The following is a 22109-nucleotide window of genomic DNA, read 5'->3' on the forward strand; positions in this document are numbered from 1 at the left end:
GCATCGTCGTTGTTTCCGAACGCCATCACTAACCGTGTTCAAATTAATCGATGGTATTTCGAAATCCTGATCGGCAAGAGCCGCCCCGCGACACTATAGGCGAGGCGTTGAAGCGCTCGGGTATAGAGCGTCAGTCGTTCTCCGTCATCTCGGCCAGCCGCATCCCCGCCTGCCGTAGACCGTCAAAAATCGAACTCGCCACGTGCTCCGGAAAGCCAGCAGGCAAAAGCGCCTGTGCGGCATTGATCGCAGGCTCGATGCGTTCAAGCAACTCTGTGATCCACGGCTCTGCGCCTTCAGCGATGCCGCAGGCACGTGCGGTCTGGTTCCAATGGCGGCGGCGTATGCGCAGCAGTTGGCGGTGCCGATTTTTGCCCACTACCGACATCGCCAATGCTGCGCGCTGCGGTGCCAATTGGCTGGGGCCGTTACCAAGGATCGGATAGACCGAAAGCACGTCATAGATGGGCGTCAGTCGGAAGCGACCTGCGGCTTCAATATGGATGCTGAAGTTCTTGGCATGCCCATCGGTCGCCGCCAGCAACCAGAACAGGATCTGGGTTTTGAAGAAGGTCGCGCGGTCCTGCGGCTGTACGGACTGGCGCAGCAGTTCCATGATCTGCACGATGCCGGGGCCGCCGTCGCTTTCGTACTTACGCGCTGATGGCAGGCCAAAGGCTTGGCACATGTCTTCCTGCGGCAGGCGTAGCCACCATTGGCCATCACGGGCGAGGCGGCGGTCGAAGCGTTCGACGATCAATGCACGCTGTTCACCGAACAGGCCCATCGATGTGTTCGCAACGGGAATGCCGAAGGCTGCCAGCAACTGCATGCATAGCCATTCGTTTTCGACCGATGTATGCATGTCCGCACGCATATTGCCAACCAGGCCCATTGGCAACTTGAAGATGTGCGTGCTGGGTGTGCTGCCGGTGGGTACGCACCATTGCCCATCGTGCCAAAGGAAAGCGGTTTTCTCCTGTGCACCGGCAATCGAGATGCGGAACTCGTCATCCACATGTTGGCCGGGCAATGCAGCGTTGGTGACGCCCTGCAGGCGGTCACCTACCTCGGCATCGGTTAGCGGCTGGGCGTGGATACCGTGGATGTCGTCCGATGCTTGCCCGGGAGGAAGCAGCTGCGCGGCACCCACGCAATCACGACCAATCTGCTGCAGCAGGCTGAAGGTATCTGCCGATTGCAGTCCGAAGCGATCGCGGATGCGAGTGCGGATGCTGTCGTTGTCAGGCAACAGGTTGTCAAAGTAATCCGTGACCACCTGGCCCCGGTGGCTTTCACCTGCGGGAAGCAGCGGTAGTGACAGTGACAGTGGGCGCGGCTGTTCGGAGGTGAGCCACGAGGGCAGGTAGGTCAGCCGAGGTCCCGTGCGCGTGTGCTCCTGCCAGGAGGCCACCTCTGCGCCGTTCATCCATACGCGCAGTTCGCTCATGGCTCACCACTCCATGGTGGTGGATGAGGCGTCCTGCGGACGCGGTTGCAGGGAAAACTCCAGGCCAAGTTCGGCCCACACCCGCATCAAGCGTTCAAAGGTGGCCGCTTCGGGTTCCCGTTCCAGTGCAGTGATCGCCTGGCGGGTGATGCCAAGGCGCTCGGCGAGCTGGGCTTGGCTGAGCCCGGCCTGTTTGCGGAATGCCCGCATCAATGGGCCCAATTGATGGGCGGCACGGATGGGATGGCTGTTGCCGCTCATAGGGGGCATCCGGAAGGCGATGTAGGCAAGCTATACCTTGCCTATCGCAAATGCAATGTATAGCTTTCATTTGCGCAATGCAACCTATAGGTTGCATTGCGCATAAGCAACGTATCAGTTGCCTTCTCAGGCCGCCTGCACGATATGCAGCGCCTTCGGGTTGCGCCACGTTGCCAACAGAGTGGCTTCGCGGGCCTTGGCTTCGTGCAGGTGCGCTTCCTTGACGTGGCCGTAGCCGCGGATGTGCTCGGGGATGCTGGCGATATCCACTGCCAATGCCAGGCGACGTGCATCCAGGCCGCTGATCAGTTCCTGCAGGGTCTTCTCGTAGTCAGCGATCAACTGGCGCTCGCCGCGACGCTCCTCGGTGTAACCGAACACGTCGAAGCGGCCGCCGCGCAGGCCCTTGAACTTGGCCAGCAGGCCGAAGGCCTTGAACATCCACGGGCCGTATTCCTTCTTCTGCAGCTGGCCGTGCTCGTCGCGCTTGGCGAACAGCGGCGGGGCAAGGTGGAAACGGACCTGGTAGTCGCCTTCGAACTTCTCTGCCACGCGCTTGGCGAAGTCGCCGCTGGTGTACAGGCGGGCCACTTCGTATTCGTCCTTGTAGGCCATCAGCTTGAAGAAGTAGCGCGCGGCGGCTTCGCTCAATGCGGTGCTGCCCGGGATCGCCTGCTGTTCGGCCTTGCGCACGGCATCGATCAGCGTGCGATAGCGATTGGCGTAGGCGGCATCCTGGTAATCGGTGAGGAAGCTGCTGCGGCGGGCGATCAGTTCGTCCAGCGAGCGCGACAGATGTGCGTCGTCCAGCGATGCGAACGCGGCTTCACCACTGGTCTGGCTGGCGGCGGGCAGGCCGCGGATATCCGGCTCGTTGCCCGGGTTGCGCGGTGCCGACGGTGCGCCTGCTTCGTTGCCTTCCCATTCGCCCGGCGGCAGTTCGCGCAGCGCGGCCGGCTTGCGCTCGGCATCGGTCGGCGCGTTGCGCACCAGACCGGCGGCCTGCTGCACGGCCTGCGGATCGATTGCGGCCAGGCGGCCCCAGGCGAAGGCGGTCTGGTTCATGCTCACGGCGGCGCCGTTGAGCTCCACCGCGCGCATCAGCGATTCCAGCGACAGCGGCACCAGGCCCTGCTGCCAGGCAAAGCCGAGGATGAACAGGTTGGAGGCAATCGCGTCGCCGAGCAGGGCGGTGGCCAGCTGGGTGGCGTCGAGCAGGATCGGGTCGCGGCCGCCCAGTGCCAGCTTGACGCCGGCAATGATGTCGGCGGCTGGGAACTGCATGTCCGGATGCGTGGTGAAGGTGCCGGGCATCGCTTCGTAGGTGTTCAACACCACCTGCGAGCGCTCGCCGCGCACCTTGGACAGCGCCCAATAGTCGTTGACCACGACCATGTCGCAGCCCAGCACCAGGTCGGCCTCACCGGCGGCGATGCGCACGGCGTGGATGTCGGCCGGGCTGTTGGCCAGGCGGATATGGGTGGTGACCGCGCCGCCCTTCTGCGCCAGACCGGTCTGGTCGAGCACGCTGGCGCCCTTGCCTTCGAGGTGGCCGGCCATGCCGAGCAGCGCGCCGATGGTGACCACGCCGGTGCCGCCGACGCCGGTGATCAGGATGTTCCAGGGCTGCGAGAAATCGGTGCGGAAGGTCGGCGCCGGCAGGTTGTCGAGCAGGCTGGCCGCGCTGCTCTTGCTGCCCTTGCGCAGCTGGCCGCCATGCACGGTGACGAAGCTCGGGCAGAAGCCTGTCGTGCAGGTGAAGTCCTTGTTGCAGTTGGACTGGTCGATGTCGCGCTTGCGCCCGAATTCGGTTTCCTTCGGCAGCACCGACACGCAGAAGCTCTTCTCGCCACAGTCACCGCAGCCTTCGCAGACCAGCGAGTTGATCATGGTGCGCTTGGCCGGGTCGACGATCTTGCCGCGCTTGCGGCGACGGCGCTTCTCGGTGGCGCAGGTCTGTTCGTAGATCAGGATGCTGGTGCCCTTCACCGTGCGCAGCTGCTGCTGCACGGCGTCGAGCTCGGCGCGGTCGTGGAACTCCACATCGCTGGGGAACTCGTGGCGGCGCGACTTCCACTTCTGGATGTCATCGGACAGCAGCACGATGGTGTGCACGCCTTCCGAACGCATCTGGTGGGCGATCTGCGGCACGGTCAGGGTGCCGTCCACCGGCTGGCCGCCGGTCATCGCCACCGCATCGTTGTAGAGGATCTTGTAGGTGATGTTGACGCCAGCGGCGATGGCCTGGCGGATCGCCAGCGAGCCGCTGTGGAAATAGGTGCCGTCGCCGAGGTTCTGGAACACGTGCTCGGTGTCGGTGAATGCGGCCTGGCCGGCCCAGGTGACGCCTTCGCCCCCCATATGGGTGAAGGTGTCGGTGGCGCGGTCCATCCACGTCACCATGTAATGGCAGCCGATGCCGGCCAGCGCACGCGAGCCTTCCGGGACCTTGGTGGAAGTGTTGTGCGGGCAGCCGGAGCAGTAGTGCGGCACGCGCGGGAACTGCGCGCGCGGCAAGGCCATCTCGGCTTCCTTGACGTCCATCCAGCGCAGGCGTTCTTCAATCGACTCGGTATTGAAGAAACGCTGGATGCGACGACCGATCACGCCGGCAATCGTTGCCGGGGTCAGCTCGCCGGTGGACGGCAGGATCCACTCACCCTGTTCGTCGTACTTGCCGACGATGGACGGGCGCGCGCCCCAGTTGGCCGGCCAGTTGTAGAAGTATTCCTTCATCTGCCGCTCGATGAAGGCCTTCTTCTCCTCCACCACGACGATGTCTTGCAGGCCGCGGGAGAACTCACCGATGCCCTGCGGTTCCAGCGGCCAGGTCATGCCGACCTTGTAGACGCGGATGCCGATGTCGGCGCAGGCCTTCTCGTCCAGGCCCAGGTATTCCAACGCCTGCAGTACGTCCAGGTAGCTCTTGCCGGTGGTGACGATGCCCAGCCGCGCCTGCGGCGAGTCCATCACCACCTTGTCGATGCCGTTGGCACGGGCGAAGGCCTGCGCCGCCTTCACCGCATAACGGTGCAGGCGCATTTCCTGTTCCATCGGCGGGTCCGGCCAGCGGATGTTGAGGCCGGCGGCGGGCATGTCGAAGTCTTCCGGCAGGATGATCTGGCGGGCGAACGGGTTGACGTCCACCGAGGCCGAGGATTCCACCGTCTCGGCAATCGTCTTGAAGCCGATCCAGCGGCCGGTGTAACGGCTCATCGCCCAGCCGACCAGGCCCATGTCGAGGATGTCCTGCACACCGGCCGGGTTCAGCACCGGCATCATCGCGCTGACGAATTCTTCCTCGCTGCCGTGCGGCAGGGTGGAGCTGCGGCAGGCGTGGTCGTCGGCGGCCAGCGCCAGCACGCCGCCATGCTTCGAGGCACCGGCGGCGTTGGCGTGCTTGAACACGTCACCGCAGCGGTCCACGCCCGGGCCCTTGCCGTACCACATGCCGAACACGCCATCGACCTTGGCGCCGGGGAACAGGTTGGTCTGCTGCGTGCCCCAGACCATGGTTGCGCCCAGATCTTCGTTCAAGCCGGGCACGAACTTCACCTTGGCCGCTTCCAGGTGCTTGCGCGCGCGCCACAGCTCCAGGTCGAAGCCACCCAGCGGCGAGCCGCGGTAGCCGCTGACGAAGCCGCCGGTGTTCAGTCCGGCCGCGGCATCGCGCTGCTGCTGCATCAAGGGCAGGCGTACCAAGGCCTGCACGCCGCTCAGGTAGATACGGCCATCGGTGCGTGTGTATTTGTGTTCCAGGGTGTAATCGGAATCACGCACGCCGATCAGCGGATCGTTGGCGGAAGCAGGCGAGGTAAGTTCGGCGGTACTGGTCATGGCTGGCCCATTGCGGAAACGGCTGGCAGATGCCGACCGGGAGGCCGGTGGCAGCCGCGGATTGTAGCAGCGGGGCTTTCATCACCCTGTAACCCGTCGCGCGTAGCGCCCGGAGCGGTTAGGATCGGGGCCGGGTGGGGGATAACTGTTTGATGGGGATTGCAGTCATGGGGGTTACAAAGCGCATGGTCGCTGGCGCACTGTTGCTGGCGGCCTTGTTTGTTGCAAACGTGCAGGCGCAAAGCCTGCCGAAGATCAACGAGTTCTATTTCGACGACGATGTCGCGGCCAAGCCGATCCACGCCGTGTCGCCTGAACAGGCCGATGCGGTGGATCAGCTGATGAAGCTGCGCGAGCGTGGCCGCAAGGGCCTGGAAGCCACCGCCCAGTTGGCCAGCATCGCCTACCGCGATGGCCGCGATGAGCTGGGTGCCAAGCTGTACCAGGAGGCCTTGGCCTCGGTCGCGGACAATTCCGTGCAGGCCCGTGGCCTGCGCTGGAATCACGGTTGGGATCTGTATCGCCGGGGTGTTGCGCAGGACGCACTGATTCACTTCACCAAGGCGGCCGAGGGTACCCGCGGCAATCCGTCGTGGCTGCCGCCAACGCTGGCGCTGGTGCTGTGGAACCTGGATCGCAAGGACGAAGCGGTGGCCTGGTATGCGGCTGCCGTGCGCACCGAGCCGGGGCAATGGACCGAAACCACGGCCTATCCGCAATTGCTGCCATTGTGGACTGATGCCGAGCGCGCGCAGCTGGCCCAGGTACAACAGGCATGGGCGGCAAATCCGCCAGCTTGGCCGTAAGATTGTTGCTGCAATGCAGCACGCATCCGGCGTGTTGCAGCTGCGACGGGAGGTTTTGAGCCGGCGCTGATTCCCTCTTCGGGGCAGCGCAGGCCACGCTTGCACCATGGCCATCGACGCATTCGCACTGATCTTGAGCATGCTCGCGCTGGGCATGCTGTTCGCCCGCTTGCGGGTGTTCCCGGACAACGCCGCCGACGTGCTCAACAAGGTGGTGCTGTACATCTGCCTGCCGGCAGCGGTGCTCACCTATGTGCCGCGGTTGCAGCTGGATGCCTCGTTGATTGGCATCATGCTGACGCCGTGGCTGCTGATGCTGCTGACCTTGGCCTTGGTAAGCCTGGCCACACGCCTGTTCGGTTTCGAGCGGCAGGTGCATGCGGTGCTGCTGCTGTGCGTGGCGCTGTGCAATTCCAGCTTCATCGGCTACCCGATGGTGCGCGCGCTGCTGGGTGACCATGCGCTGCCGTATGCGGTGGTCTACGACCAGTTCGGCACCTTCGTGATGCTGTCCACTTTCGGCCTGTATGTGTTGGCACGCTACAGCGGCGACACCCCGCCCAGCACCGGCCAGATCCTGCTGCGCATTGCCAGGTTCCCGCCGCTGTGGGCACTGGTCTTCGCCCTGCTGCTGATGCCGGCATCACCGCCATCGTGGATTGCGGGTGCTTTGAAGAACGTGTCCGACGCGATGTTGCCGCTGGTGATGTTGGCGGTGGGCCTGACCATCCAGCTGCGGCTATCGCGTACTGAACTGGCGCCCTTGGGCGTGGGCCTGCTGCTCAAGCTGCTGGTGCTGCCAGCCGCCGCGCTGCCGCTGTCCTGGGCTTTTGGCCTGCAGGGGGAAATGCTGCGGGTCAATGTGCTTGAAACCGCAATGCCGACGATGATCACCGCCGCCGCGCTGGCGATCTCGCACCGTTTGGCGCCGCGCCTGGCAGCGGCGATGGTGGGTTATGGCATTGTGCTGTCCTTGATCACCTTGCCGGCCTGGGTGTGGGTGTTGGATCGGGTGGTTTGAGTCAGTATGTGAGGCCGGATGCTTCACAATGAGGAAAGCAGGATGCGTAAACCCTGGCTGATGTTCACTGGCTTGGCCTTGATGGCTGCAACGGCTGGCGCACGTGCGCAGCCGACAGAGACTGAAACCACGCCGGAGCAGATGCTGGCGCAGATTGAAGCGATCAACACCGCACGGCTGCAGCTTGGGCGCGAGCTCGCCGCAAGCGGCCAGCCGCGCAAGCTGTATGCGGCGTGGCTGCTGGCGCCGATGAGTCTGGATCTGGCGCATGGGAAAATCAGCAGCTCGCCGGAGGCTGATACCTGGCTGGCCCGCGCGATACACACCGGCAGCGATGATCCGGTGATAGCAGCTGCTGCGGTTACCCGCTGTCTCCAGGCCGACGAATGCGATGTGGAACAGGCACGCGCCACGCTGGCGGCTGCGGACGCCGAAGATGCGGGAAGCCAGCTGCTGTTGATGCGTTTGGCCGAGCACCGCAAAGATCCGCTCGAGGCCGGACGCGCCTGGCAGCGTGTGGCAAAAGCAACGCGCTACCGTGATCCTGCGGCGACCTTGATCGGCGTACTGGATGTGGCCACGCGTGACTATCCCTGGCCGCTGGCCAATCCCGCGCAGGCAGCTGAGTGGCAGCGCCACAACAGCGGCAACTATCTCGAACAGGAGCGCACCATTACCTTGTTCGGTATCGCTGCGATGCATTTTCCGGCGGGTTTGAAACAGGCGGCCGAAGCGTGTCCGGAAACCATGACGGATGCGGCAAAACGGGAGCAATGCCGACACCTGTTCAATGTGATGGCCAACAGCAGCTCGCTACTGCTCGCTGGCTATGGGGCTACGCGTATGGCGGGATTGGAGCAAGGTCCGGCGCAGGCACCGTGGTTGGCGCGCACGCGCGAGCTGCAATGGATCACCACCGAAGCCGCAGCCGTCCTGGGTGACGAAACCAGCAAGGTCACCAAGGTAAGCCCTGCCGAATACACGCGCTGGCTGGCAGAACTGGGCGAGCTGCCAGCCATGCGTCGTTTGCTTGCGACCTATGGTGTGCCGGTGCTGCCGCCGGTTGATTGGCAGCCTGTTTTGCCGACGCCATGACCAGAGCAGGCTCAAGCCTGTAGCCAGGGAAAGCGCAGCCGGGCTACGGTTCTGGTTGTAGGAGCGGCGCAAGCCGCGAAGCTGACTTTCTTGCAGTTCTTCGCAGCAGTGAAATCTGCTGCAGTGCGTGCTTCGCGGCTTACGCCGCTCCTACAAACCGGGTTTCTGTGCCTAGCCGATGTAGTCGGACGCACTGCGCTTACCCGGCCACGACAGCGCTTGAGTTTTGGAATGGCCTCAATCCGCCGGCACGGTGCGTTCGCGCGCCCAGTCGCGCAGTGATTGCACCTGCTCGGCCATCAGCACTGACAGCGGTCGGGTGTTGCGGATCTCGGCCATCAGCAGCTCGGTATCCAGCGGTTTCTGTTCGGCGTGGGCGGCATACAGGCCGGCGACCACCGCCTGCTCGATCTCGGCACCGGAGAAGCCATCGCTGGCTGCGGCCAACGCGGGCAGCGCAAACAGATCCGGCTGCAGTTGGCGGCGTGCCAGATGCAGGTGCAGCAGCTCGACGCGGGTGTCGGGCGAGGGCAGGTCGACGAAGAATATCTCGTCGAAACGGCCCTTGCGCAGCAGTTCGGCTGGCAGTTCCTGCACCTGGTTGGCGGTGGCGACGATGAACACCGGCGCCTTGCGTTCGGCCATCCAGGTCAGCAGGTAGCCGAGCACCCGGCGCGACACGCCGCCATCCTCGCCGCCACTGGCCAGACCCTTCTCGACTTCGTCTATCCACAGCACGCAGGGCGCAAGCTGCTCGGCCGAGGCCAGCGCATCGCGCAGATTTTTCTCGGTCTCACCGTGGTATTTGTTGTAGAGGGTGCCGAAATCCAGCCGCAGCAGCGGCACGCCGAAGCCGGCGGCGGTGGCCTTGGCCAGCATCGACTTGCCGCAGCCCTGCACGCCGAGCAGCAACATGCCCTTGGGTGGGTCCAGCCCGGGCGGCGCATTGCCGGAGACAAACACCGCGCGGCGCTGCTCGATCCAGCGCTTGAGCCGGCGCGCACCGGCTACGTCGCTGAAGCGGGCCGAGTCGTATTCGTAATGCAGGTGGCCGCTGCGGTTGAGCAGCTCGAACTTGAGCTTGGCCAGCTGTGGCAGGTCATCGGCTTTCAGCGCGCCGTCGGTGAAGATCAGCTGGCGGGCGATGCGGCGCGCATCGGTCATGCTCAACCCGCGCAGGTTGCGCAGGATCTGCTGCACCGCCTCCTGGTCCACCTCGACCCGCCGCCCACCATTCTCCTGGGCATAGCTGGCCGCTTCCTCGCGCAGCATCTTCAGCAGTGCGTTGGCGTCGGGCAGGCGTGGATTGAAGCGGGTCGCCAACGCTTCCAGCTCGGCCGGCAGCTCGACCTTGGCACCGACCAGCACCACCACGTGCGGTTGGCTGTGACGGCGCTGGATGATGTCGCGCAGCAGCCGCTGGTGGCTGGCGTAGCCCAGGTAGGGGTGGAAATCGAGCAGCAGGTAGATGCCGCGCTGGTCGGCCTCCTGGATCATGCGCAGGGCGGCGCTGGCGTCGGGTGGACCGACCGCCTCGTCCTCGCGGTCCATGTCGATGCGGCGCAGGCCCTCGGTGATCGACCAGCGGTACAGCGAGCGCCACACATGCATCAAGGCCTCGCGGAACAGACCCACGATACGGGTCTCATCCTGCGTTTCGATGACGATCAGCGGCGTGTTGGCGCGGATCAGTGCGGTCAGGTCCTGCAGCTCGCTCATGGTGGTTCCAATGCCGGGGGCGACACGATAACAAAGCCGCAGGCCCTGCCGCTGCGGCGTCCTCACCGGATGACTACCTTTGCCAACGCGGGCCGGTGTACGCTGCGGGCAAGTCCCGCGAAAACGAGGCGTGCATGAAGACGATTCTGGTAGCCGGCTCCAAAGGCGGTGTCGGCAAGACCACCATCGCTACCCATCTGGCCGCACACTCGGCCCTGTCCGGTCAGGCAACGGTGATCGCCGATGCCGACCCGCAGGGTTCAAGCACGCGCTGGGCGCAACGCCGCTCCAGCCTGGAGAGCGCGGTGCTGCCGGTGGATGTTCACCGCAAGAAGAACTGGGAAAAGCTGATCCCCGACGGCGCCGAACAGGTCATCATCGACGCCCCGGCTGGTGCCTATGGCGAGGACCTGGAGCGCTTCATCGATGTCGCCGACGCGCTGGTGGTGCCGGTGCTGCCTTCGGCGTTGGATATCGAGGCCATCGTCGGCTTCCTCAACAGCCTGGCCAAGATCAAGCGCATCCATTCGCGGGCGGTGCCGGTGGGCCTGGTGCTCAATCGCACCAAGCCGTGGACCCAGACCTCGCAACAGGCCCGGCAGATGCTGGCCGAATGGCCGTATGAGGTTGTCACGCAGCTGCGTGACAGCCAGAGTTATGTGGTGATGGTCGGGCTTGGGCGCAGCCTGTTCGACTATCACTCTGCACAGGTACGCGAGCACCAGCAGGACTGGGAGCCGCTGCTCAAGTGGTTGAACAAGGTCTGATCAGGAGTACTACCCGACCATGCGTGAATTGATCCTGCTGCGACATGCCCATGCCGAACCGGCGGCCAATGGCCAAGCCGATCTCGACCGGCCCCTCTCCCCGCATGGCTTGGCCGAGGCCGAGGCGGCCGGCCGTTGGTTACAGGAACACAAACTGGTGCCGGACCGGGTGCTGTGCTCGCCGGCGCGGCGTACCCGCGAGACGCTGGAAGCGGTGTTGGAGCGCACCGGCTATGTCGAGCAGCGCCTGGAAGAGCGCATCTACGATGCGGTGCCGGGCACCCTGGCGGCCCTGCTGGATGAGCACAAGGAGGTCGAGCGCCTGCTGGTGGTCGGCCACAACCCCGGGCTGGAGCAGCTGGTGGCGTTGATGCACAGCGGCCAATCCGGCGACTACCGTGGCATGCCGCCGGCCTCGGTGGCGGTGCTGTCACTGCCGATGGAGGCGGCGATAGAACCGGGCATTGCCCGGCTGACTGAATTCTGGTGGCCCTGAGCCCATGGCGGCGGCGCGGTATGGGCTGCTGCTGATTCTGTTGGTGCTGGTTGGCTCGGCCGCTGCGGCCGAGCCACTGCATTTCGACACGGCGCACTCCCGGTTTGGTTTTGAAATACGTACCCGCTTCGGGCAGAAGGTGGAGGGGGTGTTCCCGCGCTTCGAGGGCTGGATCACGGTGCTGCCGGATGGCCGTCACCAGGTGCGCCTGCGCATGTACACCGAATACGTGGAGATCCCCGACCGGCCGCGTTACACCGGCTGGATCCGCGGCGAGGATTTTTTTGACGCGGCACGCTACCCGGTGGTGGAGTTCGATTCGGACCCCTACGCACCACAGCTGAGCGAAACCGGCGGCGACGTACCAGGGCGCTTGTCGATCCGTGGCATCAGCCGGCCCGAAGTAATGCGCCTGGCAAAACCTGAATGCGCGCGGCCCGGCTATGATTGCGACCTTGTCAGCCGCGGCACCATCCTGCGCGGCCGATATGGCATGGATAGCTGGCAGATGGCCCTGAGTGATCGAGTGATATTCGTACTGCGTACACGCCTGGTTGGCGCCCCAAAAAAGTGAAAGCTGTCCTTCGCATCCTGCCCGTGCTGGCGCTGCTGCTGGCCAGCGGTTGTGCTTCGCTGTCCAATCAGCAGCGTGAGCGTGCCGAAGGCATTGCCGTGGCCGCGCGTTCCAGCTTGGTGGACTGTGACCAGCCCGATCGCTGTGCGCTGGATTCGCCCCTGCGTGCGCTCGGCGGCAAGGCCATGGCCGAATCCACGGCGCAAACACCCCGGCACTACGCCACCATCGTCGACGAAGGCGAACTGTCGCTGATCGCGCGCTTGAATCTGATCCGCAGCGCCACCCGCAGCGTGGACCTGCAGACCTATATCTTCGACACCGACGACAGTGCGCGGATGGTGATCGACGAACTGTTGGCCGCGGCGCGGCGCGGGGTCAAGGTCAGGGTGCTGATCGATCAGCTCTCGGCCATCTCCGATCTGCAGATGCTGGGCGCCTTGTCCGGTGCCCATGCCAATTTCGAGCTGCGCGTCTACAACCCCGCCTTCGGCAAGGCCAAGCTCAATTACTTCGACTACGCCGGCAGCGTGCTGTGCTGCTTCCGTCGCTTCAACCAGCGCATGCACAACAAGCTGCTGGTGATCGATGATGTGATCGGCATGGTGGGGGGCCGCAACTACCAGGACGACTATTACGACTGGGACAAGGAATACAATTTCCGCGACCGTGACGTGGTGGTGGCCGGGCCGGAAGCGCGTGAGATGGCGGCCAATTTCCAGGCCTTCTGGGTAGCACGCCGCAGCGTGCCGGCCGAGCGCTTGAACGATGTCGGCAAGACCCTGCTGAATGAGGGCGTGCCGGCCCTGCCGCAGGCCGTGTTCCGTCGCCCTGAGCGCATCGCCCGGGTAGATGCCGAGGCCTCCGATCCACAATTCATCGCGCAGGCATTTGTCGACACGGCCTTGCCGGTAAGTACGGTCAGCTATGTCGCCGACCTGCCGCGCAAGCACCGCCGTGAACGGGAGGCACAGCCGCTCAATGGCCAGCATGTGACCGAACCACGTCTGGACGCGTTGATTGCGCAGGCGCAGACCGAGGTGCTGCTGCAAACCCCTTATCTGGTGTTGTCCAAGCCAGCGCAGGCGTTGTTCGAGGGCCTGCGCAAGCGCGAGAGTCCGCCGCGCGTAGTGGTGTCGACCAACAGCCTGGCGGCTACCGACAACCCCATCGTCTATGCGCTGTCTTACAAGTACAAGCGCCGCAATCTGCGCGTGTTGGGCTTCAATATCTATGAATACAAGCCGTTTCCGCTGGATGCGCCGATCGATTACACGCAGCTGTTGCCGGCGCCATTGGATGGCGAACCGGTCGCGGCAGCTGCCCGCAATCGGCTGATTGGCGGCAGTGCGGCTGGCAGCAATGTGCGCGGCAGCGGTTCCGGGCGCCGGCTCAGCGCCGACGGCAGTGAGGTCGAGCGTGAGGTGCTGCGTACCGAAACCCGACCGTCGTTCCTGGGCACGCGGGCGGTCAACCGACCGTTGCCGGTTACCCGCCGCGGCGCACGCATGGGCTTGCATGCCAAGTCGCTGGTGGTGGATCGCCGCATTGGCGTGATCGGCACCCACAACTTTGATCCGCGCAGCGAGAACTACAACACCGAAGGCGCGGTGATCATTGATGACCCGGCCTTTGCAGAACAGTTGGCGCAGAGCATCCTGCGCGATGTGCACCCGGACAACTCCTGGGTGGTGGCGCCGCGCGAAAAGCCGCCGGTGCTGTCCGGCCTGAACTACAGTCTTGGCAAGGCCTCCGAGGCACTGCCGATCCTGGATTTCTGGCCCTGGCGTTATGCCACCGATTACGCCTTCAAACCCGGCCCGGATTGCCCGCAGCCGCTGCCCAGGCAGGACCCCGGCTTTCACACCTGCTATACCGCAGTTGGTGACTTCCCGGAGGTCGACGTCGGCCCCAAGTGGGTGCTGGTGCGCATGCTCACCGCGTTTGGTGCGGGGCTGGTTCCAATTCTCTGATTCTTTTTGTTCCCGCTGACAGGTAGCTGCAATGAGCCAAGTATTTCGTGCGCCGGTTGACCTGCAGTTGGTCAACGAACTGAGCCGCAACACGCTGATCGATCATCTGGGGATTGTCTTCACCGCTGCGGGTGATGATTGGCTGCAGGCAACGATGCCGGTGGATGCGCGCACAAAACAGCCGTATGGGCTGCTGCATGGCGGCGCTTCGGTGGTGCTGGCCGAGACCCTGGGCAGCAGTGCCGGCAATCTCTGCGTGGACCCGAGCCAGCAGGTGTGCGTGGGCCTGGAGATCAACGCAAACCATCTGCGTGCGGCGCGTAGTGGGGTGGTTACCGGCACCGCGCGCGCGCTGCATGTGGGGCGCACCACCCAGGTGTGGGAGATCCGCATCGAGGACGAGGCCGGCAAGCCGGTGTGTATTTCGCGGCTGACCTTGGCGGTTGTGGCTGTTGGGTGAGTGACTGGCGTTGAGGGTCAGGCGCTGGGAGCTGAAAAGCTACCCCTCCCCAACCCTCCCCTTGCCTGCGGCAAAGGGGGGGCGCAGCTTTGCCCCCTCCCTTTCGCGCCGCGAAGAGGAGGGTTGGGGAGGGGTAGCTTTTGCTCTTGCCTCTGTTTCCCCAGCCGTGCCCGCAGCAACCTCCAACTAAACCAGCACCGCCACCGGCAGGTGCGCGCGCACCCAATCGGCCAGGGCCGGTGCCGGCAGGGCAGGGGTGAAGTGAAATCCCTGCGCGATCTCATAACCCTGCGCCCCCAGCAGGCGCAGCTGCTCCAGACTTTCAACGCCTTCGGCAACAACTTTCAACTGCAGGCTCTGGCCGATATGGGCGATGGCCTGGGTCAGTGCGCTGGCAACCTTGTCACCCTCGATACCGCGCACGAAGCTGCGGTCCAGCTTGAGCTCGCTGATCGGTAGCTGGCGCAGGTAGCTGAGGCTGGAGTAGCCGGTGCCGAAGTCATCCATCGACAGACGTACGCCAAGTGCATGCACCTGCCGCAGGGTCTGCAAGGTGATCGGGTCACCATCAAGCAGCACGTCTTCGGTGATTTCCAGGGTCAGGTCGCCAGCGCGTAGCGACTCCTGCTGCAGGATCTGGCTGATGGTGTCCGGCAGTGCCGGGCTGTGGAAGTTGGTAGGCGACAGGTTCACCGACACCGACGGCACGTCCAGCCCGTCCTGCCGCCAGCGGCCGAGTTGCCGGCAGGCCTCGCGCAGCGCCCACTGGCCAAGATCACCGATCAATCCGGCTTCTTCGGCCAAGGGGATGAAGCGGATTGGCGGCACGCTGCCCAGGCGCGGATGCTGCCAGCGCGCCAGCGCCTCCACGCTGTGCAGGCGGCCGCTGTGGATTTCGATCTGTGGCTGGTAATGCAGCTGCAGCTGGCCGTGCTCCAGCGCCTCGCGCAGGGCTGCTTCCAGCGCCATGCGTTCCTGCGCGCATTCGTCCATCTCGCGGCTGTAGAAGCGCACCCGGTTGCGGCCGTTGTGCTTGGCCTGGTACATGGCGACATCGGCGTGATGCAGCAGCGAATCCATGTCGCCGCCGTCATGCGGAAAGATGCTGATGCCGATGCTGGCCGACGGCCGGATTTCCATGTCGCCCAATGGCAAGGGCAGGCCGAGCGTGCGCAGGATGCGTTCGCTGCGCTCACTGGCGGCCGGGACGTCGCAGCGGTTGAGGATGACCACGAATTCGTCACCCGAGAGCCGGCCGACAATGTCCATTGGCCCGGTTTCTTCCTGCAGGCGCCTTGCCACCGTGCGCAGCAGTTCGTCACCGCCGGGATGGCCGAAGGAGTCGTTGATCTGCTTGAAGCGGTCCAGGTCGATGAACATCACGGCCAATGTCTGCCCATGATGATTGGCGGCGGTGATGGCCTGGTCGGCCTGGGCATGCAGCAGGCTGCGGTTGGGCAGGCCGGTAAGGTCGTCGTAGAACGCCAGCCGGCGGATCCGGTTGCGCGCTTCCTCGCGCTCCAGCGCCAGCGCGCATAGGTGCACGATCACTTCGACCAGACGGTGATGGAAGCTGTCCGGGTCGTAGGGCTGGCGGTAGTAGAAGGCGAACGTGCCCAGCACACGGCCATCATTGGCCTTGATCGGGGTCGACCAGCAGGCCGCCAGGCCGTGTTGCAGGGCCAGATGGCTGATGCCCTCCCAGTTGGGGTCGGTGGCGATGTCGCGGCTGACCACGGTCTGGCCGCTGTGCGCGGCGGTACCGCAGGCGCCGGTTTTCGGGGCCACTGGCACGCCGTCCACCAAGCGGCTGTAAGCCTCGGGAAGGCTGGGGGCGGCCAGATTGCGCAGGCGCCCGTCTTCCACCCGCAATACCGAACACAGCACCTGCGGGGCGATCTTCTCCACCTCCAGGCACATCATCTGCATGACATCGGCGGTGGGTACCTCACGCACCATCGCATCCAGCATCTTGTGCTGCAGTACCTCGTGCACCTTGGTACGGGTGATGTCCATCAACACGATGACCAGGTTCACCAAGGTGCCGTAGTCATCGAAAATGGGGTTGGTGCTGACCGAGCACCACAACGGTTGCCCATTCTTGCGGTAGAGGCGCTCGTCGGCGCGGATCGGCTGCCCGGCCAGCAAGCGCGCGGAATAGGCGGTCAGCTGCTCGGGCGAAAAACTGGCTGGTGCCAACAGCGCCGGCACGTACCGGCCCATCGCCTCGCTGTGCAGAAAACCGAAAAGACGCCGGAAGCCCTTGTTCAGATGCACGATGCGGCCTTCGGCATCGGTGATCAGCACCGCACTCTGGGTTTCATCGAAGCCCAGTGACAGCAGCCGCTCACGCGCCTGCGCCTGGCGCCGCGCGGTAACGTCGCTGACCAGTACCATGCGGATGTTGCGCTCACCGTCGGCAATCTGTGACAGGGCAACGCTGATCCAGCAGGTGCTCTGGTCCTTGCGGATCATCTGTATGTCGTGCGGATCGGCGGCCAGCTCCTGCACGCGGTTGCTGGCGCCGGGGTACAAGCGGGTGTTGTAGCGCTCGCGCATGCTGGCTGGGGCCAGCGTGCCCAGGTTGCGCCCCTGCAGTTCGTCCCGGGACCAGCCGGAGATGGCCTCCATGGCGCGGTTGACGTACAGGATGGTATTGGCGTCATCGAACAGGATCACGCCATTGCCGATTTGTTCCAGCGCCGCCGAGAACAAATGCAGCATGTCTTCTGTCGATGACAGCAGCTGCCGGTCCTTCATGCCGTCCCCCTGAACGATAGTGTTGTTTTACACACTTCATGCCGGGAAAGCAGCCGACGTACCCTGAAAACACGGGCCACCCGGTACTCCCTGTCGATAGTGTGGCACGGCGCACCTTTTGGGAGTGTCTGCGCCAATGCCTATCGCCTTGGTCCCCGTGCTGGCGGAAGCCGGACCGCATCCGGTATCGTGCGCGGATGACTTCCCCCCGTCCCGCCCGCCAGGGCGGTGTGGCCCGCGTGTTCCGTTACTTGTACCGCGCCCCGCTGCTACTGGTTCACATTGTCCTGTTCCTGCCGCTGATCCTGCTGCTGATGACGCAGCCGTTGGGGCGTATCGGCCCCGCCAGCAACCCGCTGGAAGAGCGGGTGGTGCGCTGGTGGTCGGGCGGTTTGATGTGGATCTTCGGCTTCCGCCTGCAGCGTTTTGGCCAGCCCCTGCCGGGGGCGGTGCTGTTTGTGGCCAACCATGTGGGCTGGGTCGATATCTGCGTGATCCACAGCCAGAAGATGGTCGGCTTTGTCGCCAAACGGGAAATCGCCAGCTGGCCGGTGGTTGGCTGGGTCGCCAGTCGTGGCCACACCATCTTCCACCAGCGCGGCAACACCGAGTCGCTGGGCGGGGTGATGGAGGAAATGGTCAAGCGCCTGCAGGAGCAGCGTCCGGTGGCGGTGTTCCCGGAAGGGCGCACCCGCGGCGGTACCGAGGTGGGTCCGTTCCATGCGCGCATCTTCCAGGCGGCGGTGGAGGCTGGCGTGCCGGTGCAGCCGATCGCACTGCGCTACGGCGTGCGCGGTGACGCGCAGACCATGGTGGCGTTCGCTCCGGGTGAGAGTTTCTTCGGCAATTTCCTGCGTCTGCTTGGTGAGCCGGCGCGGCGTGGCGAGGTGCATTTCCTGGAGCCCATCGCCGTCCAGGATCTGGAAGGCCGTCGGCGCATTGCCGAAACCTCGCGCGCGCGCATCGTGGCGGTGATGGAAGGGCCCTAAGGTGCGCACCGGGGCCACCGCAACGTTGGGCAGTGCACGCCAACCGGGTCGGCCATGCTGAGTGCGGGCAACTATCAACCACCGCGCTGGCTGCGCAATCCCCACCTGCAGTCGATGCTGGCATCGAGCCGGGTACGGCTGCGGCGTGGGCAACAACTGCTGGCCGGCAGTGGTGCGCTGACCCAGGAGTTGGTGCTTGATGGCGGTGATGGCGTGCGCCTGCAGGCTTGGCACAGCCGCTTGCCGGGTGTGTCGCCCAAGGCGCTGGCGTTGCTGCTGCATGGCTGGGAAGGCAGTGCCGAATCCAGCTATATGCGGATGACGGCCGCGCGCCTGCTGGAGCAGGGCTTTGAAGTGGTGCGGCTGAATTTCCGTGACCACGGCAATACCCATCACCTCAATCCGGGCATCTTCCATTCCTGCCGTATCGATGAGGTGGTCAACGCCGCCGCCGATGTGGCACAGCGCTTTGCCGGCCTGCCAATGGTGGCGGCGGGGTATTCGCTGGGTGGCAACTTCGTGCTTCGGCTGGCTCTGCACGCACCCGCTGCCGGGGTGCCCTTGCTGCATGTGGCCTCGGTATGCCCGGTCCTGGATCCTGCGGTCACCATGGACAGCATCGAGCGCGGTCCGGTGATGTACGACTGGTATTTCCGCCGCAAATGGACCGGCTCGCTGCGTCGCAAGCGCGCCTTGTTCCCGGAGCTGGCTGACTGCGACGACAGCGTGTTGAAGCTGGACATCCGTGCACTGACCGGCTGGCTGGTGGACCGGCACACCGATTTCGGTTCCCTGCAGGAGTATTTCGACGGTTACTCCATTGCCGGCGACAAGCTGGCTGGGCTGCAGGTGCCAGCCGAGATCCTGATGGCCGCCGATGACCCGGTGATTCCCTTCACCACCTTCGATCATTGGCAACTGCCGGCCAATGCCCGCCTGGAGATCGCGCGCTGGGGTGGCCACTGCGGTTTCATCGAGAACCTGCGGGGCGATGGCTTCTCCGAACGCTGGGTGGCGCAACATCTGGCTGCCGCCGTCAGCTGAACCCAGCAGGCGCGGCCGGGGCCGCTACAATGCAGGTTTGCGCTAACGCTGGACCGCCATGCAAGACAAGATCATTGAAGCCCTGCGCCGTAATGCCACCGACGAGGCCGTGACTCTGGCCCAGGCATGGGTTGGCGCAGAACCGCAGCATGCCCAGGCCCACCGCTGGTTGGCGCTGGCCCTGCAGCAGCAAGGCCAGTTGCAGCGGGCCCAGGCCAGCCTGGAGCAGGCACTGGCGCTGGCCCCGGATGATGCCGCCCTGCATCTGCAGCACGCCGGCCTGCTGCTGGCACAGCGTCAGATCGACGCTGCCGGGCAGGCGCTGGACCGCAGCACGGCGCTCAATCCCAATGAATTTTCCGCCTACCTGATGCAGGCGCATCTGGCGCTGGGCCGCGACGACATCGATGAAGCCGACCGCCTGGGCCGCTTGGCCGCGCGTGTCGACCCGGACAGCCCGGAGCTGGGCGCGATTGAAGGCATGGTCGCGCTGCGCCGTGGCGATGCCGACCGTGCGCTGCTGATTTTGTCCGCTGCCAGTGCCAAGCTGCCGGGCGATGTGCGTGTGTTGTACGCACTGGGCTTTGCCTATCTGGGCAAGGATATGTTGGCGTTCGCCGAACAGGCCTTCCGCCGCGTGATTGAATTGAACCCCGGCAACCACGCGTTGCGTGGCCTGGTGGTGCAGTTGGCCTTGCGCCAAGGCCACCTGGACCGCGCTGCGGAAATGATGCGCGAAGTATTGGCCACGCCGCAGGGCGACAGCCCGGGCATGCGCCGCCTCGCCGGTGAACTGGAGTTGGCCTCGGGTCAGCCGCTGCAGGCATTGGAGCATCTGCTGCCGTTGCTGCAGCAGGTGCCGGGTGATCGCCCAACCCTGCAGATGCTGCTGATGGCCTGGCAGCGCCTCGGCCGCGAGGAAGAAGCACGCAACGAGCTGGAGGCGGCCGTGCAGGCGCACTCGCAGCTGCACGATCTGTGGATGGCGCGTCTGGCCGTGGCACAGGTAGGCAGCGAGGAGGCAGTAGACGTCGTCGAGCGTTGGTTGGCAGCAATGCCCGAGCATCTGCCGGCATTGGAAGCGCGCATGAGCCTGCATGACATGAACGACCAGGCCGAAGAGGCTGAGGCCGTCGCCCACCACATCATCGCGCTGGAGCCGGGCCGGATCAGTGGCGAGCAGCGCATTGTCGAGGCACTGCTGCAGCGCGAACCGGGTGCTGCGATCACGCATGTGCAGCGCTTGCTGGACAACGCACCGGAGCAGGCGCGCGCTGCCGTGCGCAGCTGGCTGGGTGCAACCCAGGACCGTGCCGGCGACCGCGCCGGTGCGCTGGCAACGTGGCTGCGCGCGCATGAAGACATGGCGCCCAACCGTTTGCCATTGCCGCAGCAGGCACGTGCCCCGGCCGAATGGCCGGCGCTGGGAGAGGTGGCTGGCGACAATCCGGTGCGGCCGATATTCCTGTGGGGCGCACCTGGTTCGGGCGTTGAGCGGGTGGCAACGGTGATGGCGGCCGGCAGCCGCGTGCTGCGCGACGACCGTTTCGGACCGGAACCGCCCAATGATGCGTTCCAGAACTTCCTCACCCTGCAGCGCCTGGCCACCGATGCGCTGACGCCGGAGCAGTTGGTGCAGCAGTGGCGTGAAGCGCTGCCGGCACGCGGCATTGAAGACGGCAATGTGATCGACTGGCTGCTGTGGTGGGACAACGCCCTGCTGTGGGCGCTGCGTCCGCAGCTGCCGGAAGGCCGCCTGATCATCGCCCTGCGTGACCCGCGCGACATGCTGGTGGAATGGCTGGCGCTGGGTGCACCGGCACCGCTGGCGGTGACCTCGTCCAGCGAGGCGGCACAGTGGCTGGCGCGCGCACTGGCGCAGGTGGCACTGCTGCACGAGCAGGATCTGTATACGCACATGATCATCCGTACCGACGATGCAGTGAATGATCCGGCGGCGATGGGCGCATTGTTGGAGCAGGCCTTTGGCGTGCGCTTCCCGCCGGTGCGCAGTCTTGGCCCGGGCACCATCCCGGCCGGCCATTGGCGCAACTACGCGCAGGTGCTGGCCTCGGAGTTTGCAGTGCTGGCCCCGGTCGCCGTGCGTCTGGGTTATCCCGAAGCCTGAGCAAGGAAAAATGATGAAACTGGACAGCCAGAGTTTTCAGAACGGGCAGCCGATTGCGGCCGAGTTCGCGGCCGGTGACGCCAATGGCTTCGCTGGCAACCGCAACCCGCAGCTGGCCTGGAGCGACGTGCCGGTGGGCACGCGTTCGTTCGCGCTGATCTGCGTGGACCCGGATGTGCCGACCGTGGGCGAGCTGGTTGGTCGCGACGATGTCAGCATTCCGCTGGACCAGCCGCGTGCCGACTTCGTGCATTGGGTGATGGTGGATGTTCCGGCGGAGCTGCGCGAGATCGCGGCCGGTAGTTGCAGTGATGGCTTCACCGCGCATGGCAAGACGCAGCCGGCCGGTCCGGCCGGTGCGCGTCAGGGCATCAACGATTACACCGGCTGGTTTGCCGGCAACGCGCAGATGAGCGGCACCTACTACGGCTATGACGGCCCGTACCCGCCGTTCAATGACGAACGCCTGCACCGCTATTTCTTCCGGCTGTTCGCGCTGGATGTGGAGCGTCTGCCGGTAGACGGTGCATTCACCGCCGCCGATGTGTACCGCGCCATGCAAGGCCACGTATTGGCCGAAGCAGCGGTGCATGGCACGTATACCTTGAACAAAGCGCTGGCCTAAATCGGTAGTGGCGCGGCCCGGGGGGGGGGGGGGGTGGCCGGGATGTGCCCGCCCCCCCGCGCGGGGGGGGGAGAAAAAACAACAGAGCCGGCCGGGGGCCCGGG

At 65.0% G+C, this 22109-nt stretch carries 17 protein-coding genes; 12 read left to right on the top strand and 5 right to left on the bottom strand.

What is annotated here, in order from left to right:
• Positions 1 to 130: 130 nt before the first annotated feature.
• The 3 genes from ACVOL0_RS02035 to ACVOL0_RS02045 form a co-directional block, all read right to left on the bottom strand.
• Positions 131 to 1450 (bottom strand): type II toxin-antitoxin system HipA family toxin, encoded by a 1320-nt coding sequence (locus tag ACVOL0_RS02035; protein WP_481547673.1) that lies wholly within the window; start codon positions 1448 to 1450, stop codon positions 131 to 133.
• A gap of 3 nt (positions 1451 to 1453) precedes the next feature.
• Positions 1454 to 1711, bottom strand: coding sequence for a helix-turn-helix domain-containing protein (locus tag ACVOL0_RS02040; protein WP_481547674.1), 258 nt, complete (start codon positions 1709 to 1711; stop codon positions 1454 to 1456).
• Between the two features lie 126 nt (positions 1712 to 1837).
• Positions 1838 to 5548: an indolepyruvate ferredoxin oxidoreductase family protein gene (locus tag ACVOL0_RS02045; RefSeq protein WP_481547675.1), complete on the bottom strand. Its 3711-nt coding sequence runs from the start codon at positions 5546 to 5548 to the stop codon at positions 1838 to 1840.
• A 167-nt stretch (positions 5549 to 5715) separates the two neighbouring features.
• Between ACVOL0_RS02045 and ACVOL0_RS02050 the strand changes: the two genes are divergently transcribed.
• From ACVOL0_RS02050 to ACVOL0_RS02060, 3 genes are all read left to right on the top strand, one after another.
• A complete protein-coding gene (locus ACVOL0_RS02050) occupies positions 5716 to 6354 on the top strand; it encodes a tetratricopeptide repeat protein (RefSeq protein WP_481547676.1) in 639 nt (212 codons plus the stop codon).
• A 106-nt stretch (positions 6355 to 6460) separates the two neighbouring features.
• The gene (locus ACVOL0_RS02055; protein WP_481547677.1) at positions 6461 to 7375 is read left to right on the top strand and encodes an AEC family transporter; all 915 of its coding nucleotides are present in this window, start codon (positions 6461 to 6463) and stop codon (positions 7373 to 7375) included.
• 42 nt (positions 7376 to 7417) lie between these two features.
• The gene (locus ACVOL0_RS02060; protein WP_481547678.1) at positions 7418 to 8470 is read left to right on the top strand and encodes a hypothetical protein; all 1053 of its coding nucleotides are present in this window, start codon (positions 7418 to 7420) and stop codon (positions 8468 to 8470) included.
• Positions 8471 to 8707: 237 nt separating this feature from the next.
• On the opposite strand, the gene ACVOL0_RS02065 is transcribed toward ACVOL0_RS02060, so the two are convergent.
• Positions 8708 to 10189, bottom strand: coding sequence for an AAA family ATPase (locus tag ACVOL0_RS02065; RefSeq protein WP_481547679.1), 1482 nt, complete (start codon positions 10187 to 10189; stop codon positions 8708 to 8710).
• A 134-nt stretch (positions 10190 to 10323) separates the two neighbouring features.
• Between ACVOL0_RS02065 and ACVOL0_RS02070 the strand changes: the two genes are divergently transcribed.
• Genes ACVOL0_RS02070 through ACVOL0_RS02090 form a run of 5 tightly spaced genes read left to right on the top strand, consistent with a single transcriptional unit; the run spans position 10324 to position 14459 of the window.
• Positions 10324 to 10956 (top strand): nucleotide-binding protein, encoded by a 633-nt coding sequence (locus ACVOL0_RS02070; protein WP_481547680.1) that lies wholly within the window; start codon positions 10324 to 10326, stop codon positions 10954 to 10956.
• 19 nt (positions 10957 to 10975) lie between these two features.
• The gene (locus tag ACVOL0_RS02075; RefSeq protein WP_282269588.1) at positions 10976 to 11452 is read left to right on the top strand and encodes a SixA phosphatase family protein; all 477 of its coding nucleotides are present in this window, start codon (positions 10976 to 10978) and stop codon (positions 11450 to 11452) included.
• A gap of 4 nt (positions 11453 to 11456) precedes the next feature.
• Positions 11457 to 12026, top strand: coding sequence for a YceI family protein (locus tag ACVOL0_RS02080; RefSeq protein ID WP_481547681.1), 570 nt, complete (start codon positions 11457 to 11459; stop codon positions 12024 to 12026).
• Positions 12023 to 13999: a phospholipase D family protein gene (locus tag ACVOL0_RS02085; RefSeq protein WP_481547682.1), complete on the top strand. Its 1977-nt coding sequence runs from the start codon at positions 12023 to 12025 to the stop codon at positions 13997 to 13999. The genes ACVOL0_RS02080 and ACVOL0_RS02085 overlap by 4 nt, the downstream gene beginning before the upstream one ends.
• A gap of 31 nt (positions 14000 to 14030) precedes the next feature.
• Complete coding sequence (locus ACVOL0_RS02090; protein ID WP_481511844.1) at positions 14031 to 14459, top strand: hotdog fold thioesterase; 429 nt, start codon at positions 14031 to 14033, stop codon at positions 14457 to 14459.
• 186 nt (positions 14460 to 14645) lie between these two features.
• On the opposite strand, the gene ACVOL0_RS02095 is transcribed toward ACVOL0_RS02090, so the two are convergent.
• Positions 14646 to 17219, bottom strand: a complete 2574-nt coding sequence (locus ACVOL0_RS02095; RefSeq protein WP_481547683.1) for an EAL domain-containing protein — start codon at positions 17217 to 17219, stop codon at positions 14646 to 14648.
• A gap of 197 nt (positions 17220 to 17416) precedes the next feature.
• On the opposite strand from ACVOL0_RS02095, the gene ACVOL0_RS02100 reads away from it, so the two are divergent.
• From ACVOL0_RS02100 to ACVOL0_RS02115, 4 genes are read left to right on the top strand one after another with little or no spacing between them, the layout of a single operon-like run.
• Positions 17417 to 18208 (top strand): lysophospholipid acyltransferase family protein, encoded by a 792-nt coding sequence (locus ACVOL0_RS02100; protein WP_481547684.1) that lies wholly within the window; start codon positions 17417 to 17419, stop codon positions 18206 to 18208.
• A 57-nt stretch (positions 18209 to 18265) separates the two neighbouring features.
• Positions 18266 to 19252, top strand: a complete 987-nt coding sequence (locus ACVOL0_RS02105; RefSeq protein WP_481547689.1) for a YheT family hydrolase — start codon at positions 18266 to 18268, stop codon at positions 19250 to 19252.
• A 58-nt stretch (positions 19253 to 19310) separates the two neighbouring features.
• Complete coding sequence (locus ACVOL0_RS02110; protein WP_481547685.1) at positions 19311 to 21380, top strand: tetratricopeptide repeat protein; 2070 nt, start codon at positions 19311 to 19313, stop codon at positions 21378 to 21380.
• Positions 21381 to 21393: 13 nt separating this feature from the next.
• Complete coding sequence (locus ACVOL0_RS02115) at positions 21394 to 22005, top strand: YbhB/YbcL family Raf kinase inhibitor-like protein (RefSeq protein WP_481547686.1); 612 nt, start codon at positions 21394 to 21396, stop codon at positions 22003 to 22005.
• Positions 22006 to 22109: the final 104 nt, after the last annotated feature.

The organism is Stenotrophomonas sp. STEN021, assembly GCF_056760175.1.

What these genes read in the sequence shown, in the direction of transcription:
- ACVOL0_RS02100 (WP_481547684.1), top strand. Translation starts at nt 17,417, where the DNA reads ATGACTTCCCCCCGTCCCGCCCGCCAGGGCGGTGTGGCCCGCGTGTTC.
- ACVOL0_RS02060 (WP_481547678.1), top strand. Translation starts at nt 7,418, where the DNA reads ATGCGTAAACCCTGGCTGATGTTCACTGGCTTGGCCTTGATGGCTGCA.
- ACVOL0_RS02065 (WP_481547679.1), bottom strand. Translation starts at nt 10,189, where the DNA reads ATGAGCGAGCTGCAGGACCTGACCGCACTGATCCGCGCCAACACGCCG.
- ACVOL0_RS02055 (WP_481547677.1), top strand. Translation starts at nt 6,461, where the DNA reads ATGGCCATCGACGCATTCGCACTGATCTTGAGCATGCTCGCGCTGGGC.
- ACVOL0_RS02115 (WP_481547686.1), top strand. Translation starts at nt 21,394, where the DNA reads ATGAAACTGGACAGCCAGAGTTTTCAGAACGGGCAGCCGATTGCGGCC.
- ACVOL0_RS02045 (WP_481547675.1), bottom strand. Translation starts at nt 5,548, where the DNA reads ATGACCAGTACCGCCGAACTTACCTCGCCTGCTTCCGCCAACGATCCG.
- ACVOL0_RS02050 (WP_481547676.1), top strand. Translation starts at nt 5,716, where the DNA reads ATGGGGGTTACAAAGCGCATGGTCGCTGGCGCACTGTTGCTGGCGGCC.
- ACVOL0_RS02110 (WP_481547685.1), top strand. Translation starts at nt 19,311, where the DNA reads ATGCAAGACAAGATCATTGAAGCCCTGCGCCGTAATGCCACCGACGAG.
- ACVOL0_RS02035 (WP_481547673.1), bottom strand. Translation starts at nt 1,450, where the DNA reads ATGAGCGAACTGCGCGTATGGATGAACGGCGCAGAGGTGGCCTCCTGG.
- ACVOL0_RS02080 (WP_481547681.1), top strand. Translation starts at nt 11,457, where the DNA reads ATGGCGGCGGCGCGGTATGGGCTGCTGCTGATTCTGTTGGTGCTGGTT.
- ACVOL0_RS02040 (WP_481547674.1), bottom strand. Translation starts at nt 1,711, where the DNA reads ATGAGCGGCAACAGCCATCCCATCCGTGCCGCCCATCAATTGGGCCCA.
- ACVOL0_RS02075 (WP_282269588.1), top strand. Translation starts at nt 10,976, where the DNA reads ATGCGTGAATTGATCCTGCTGCGACATGCCCATGCCGAACCGGCGGCC.
- ACVOL0_RS02090 (WP_481511844.1), top strand. Translation starts at nt 14,031, where the DNA reads ATGAGCCAAGTATTTCGTGCGCCGGTTGACCTGCAGTTGGTCAACGAA.
- ACVOL0_RS02070 (WP_481547680.1), top strand. Translation starts at nt 10,324, where the DNA reads ATGAAGACGATTCTGGTAGCCGGCTCCAAAGGCGGTGTCGGCAAGACC.
- ACVOL0_RS02095 (WP_481547683.1), bottom strand. Translation starts at nt 17,219, where the DNA reads ATGAAGGACCGGCAGCTGCTGTCATCGACAGAAGACATGCTGCATTTG.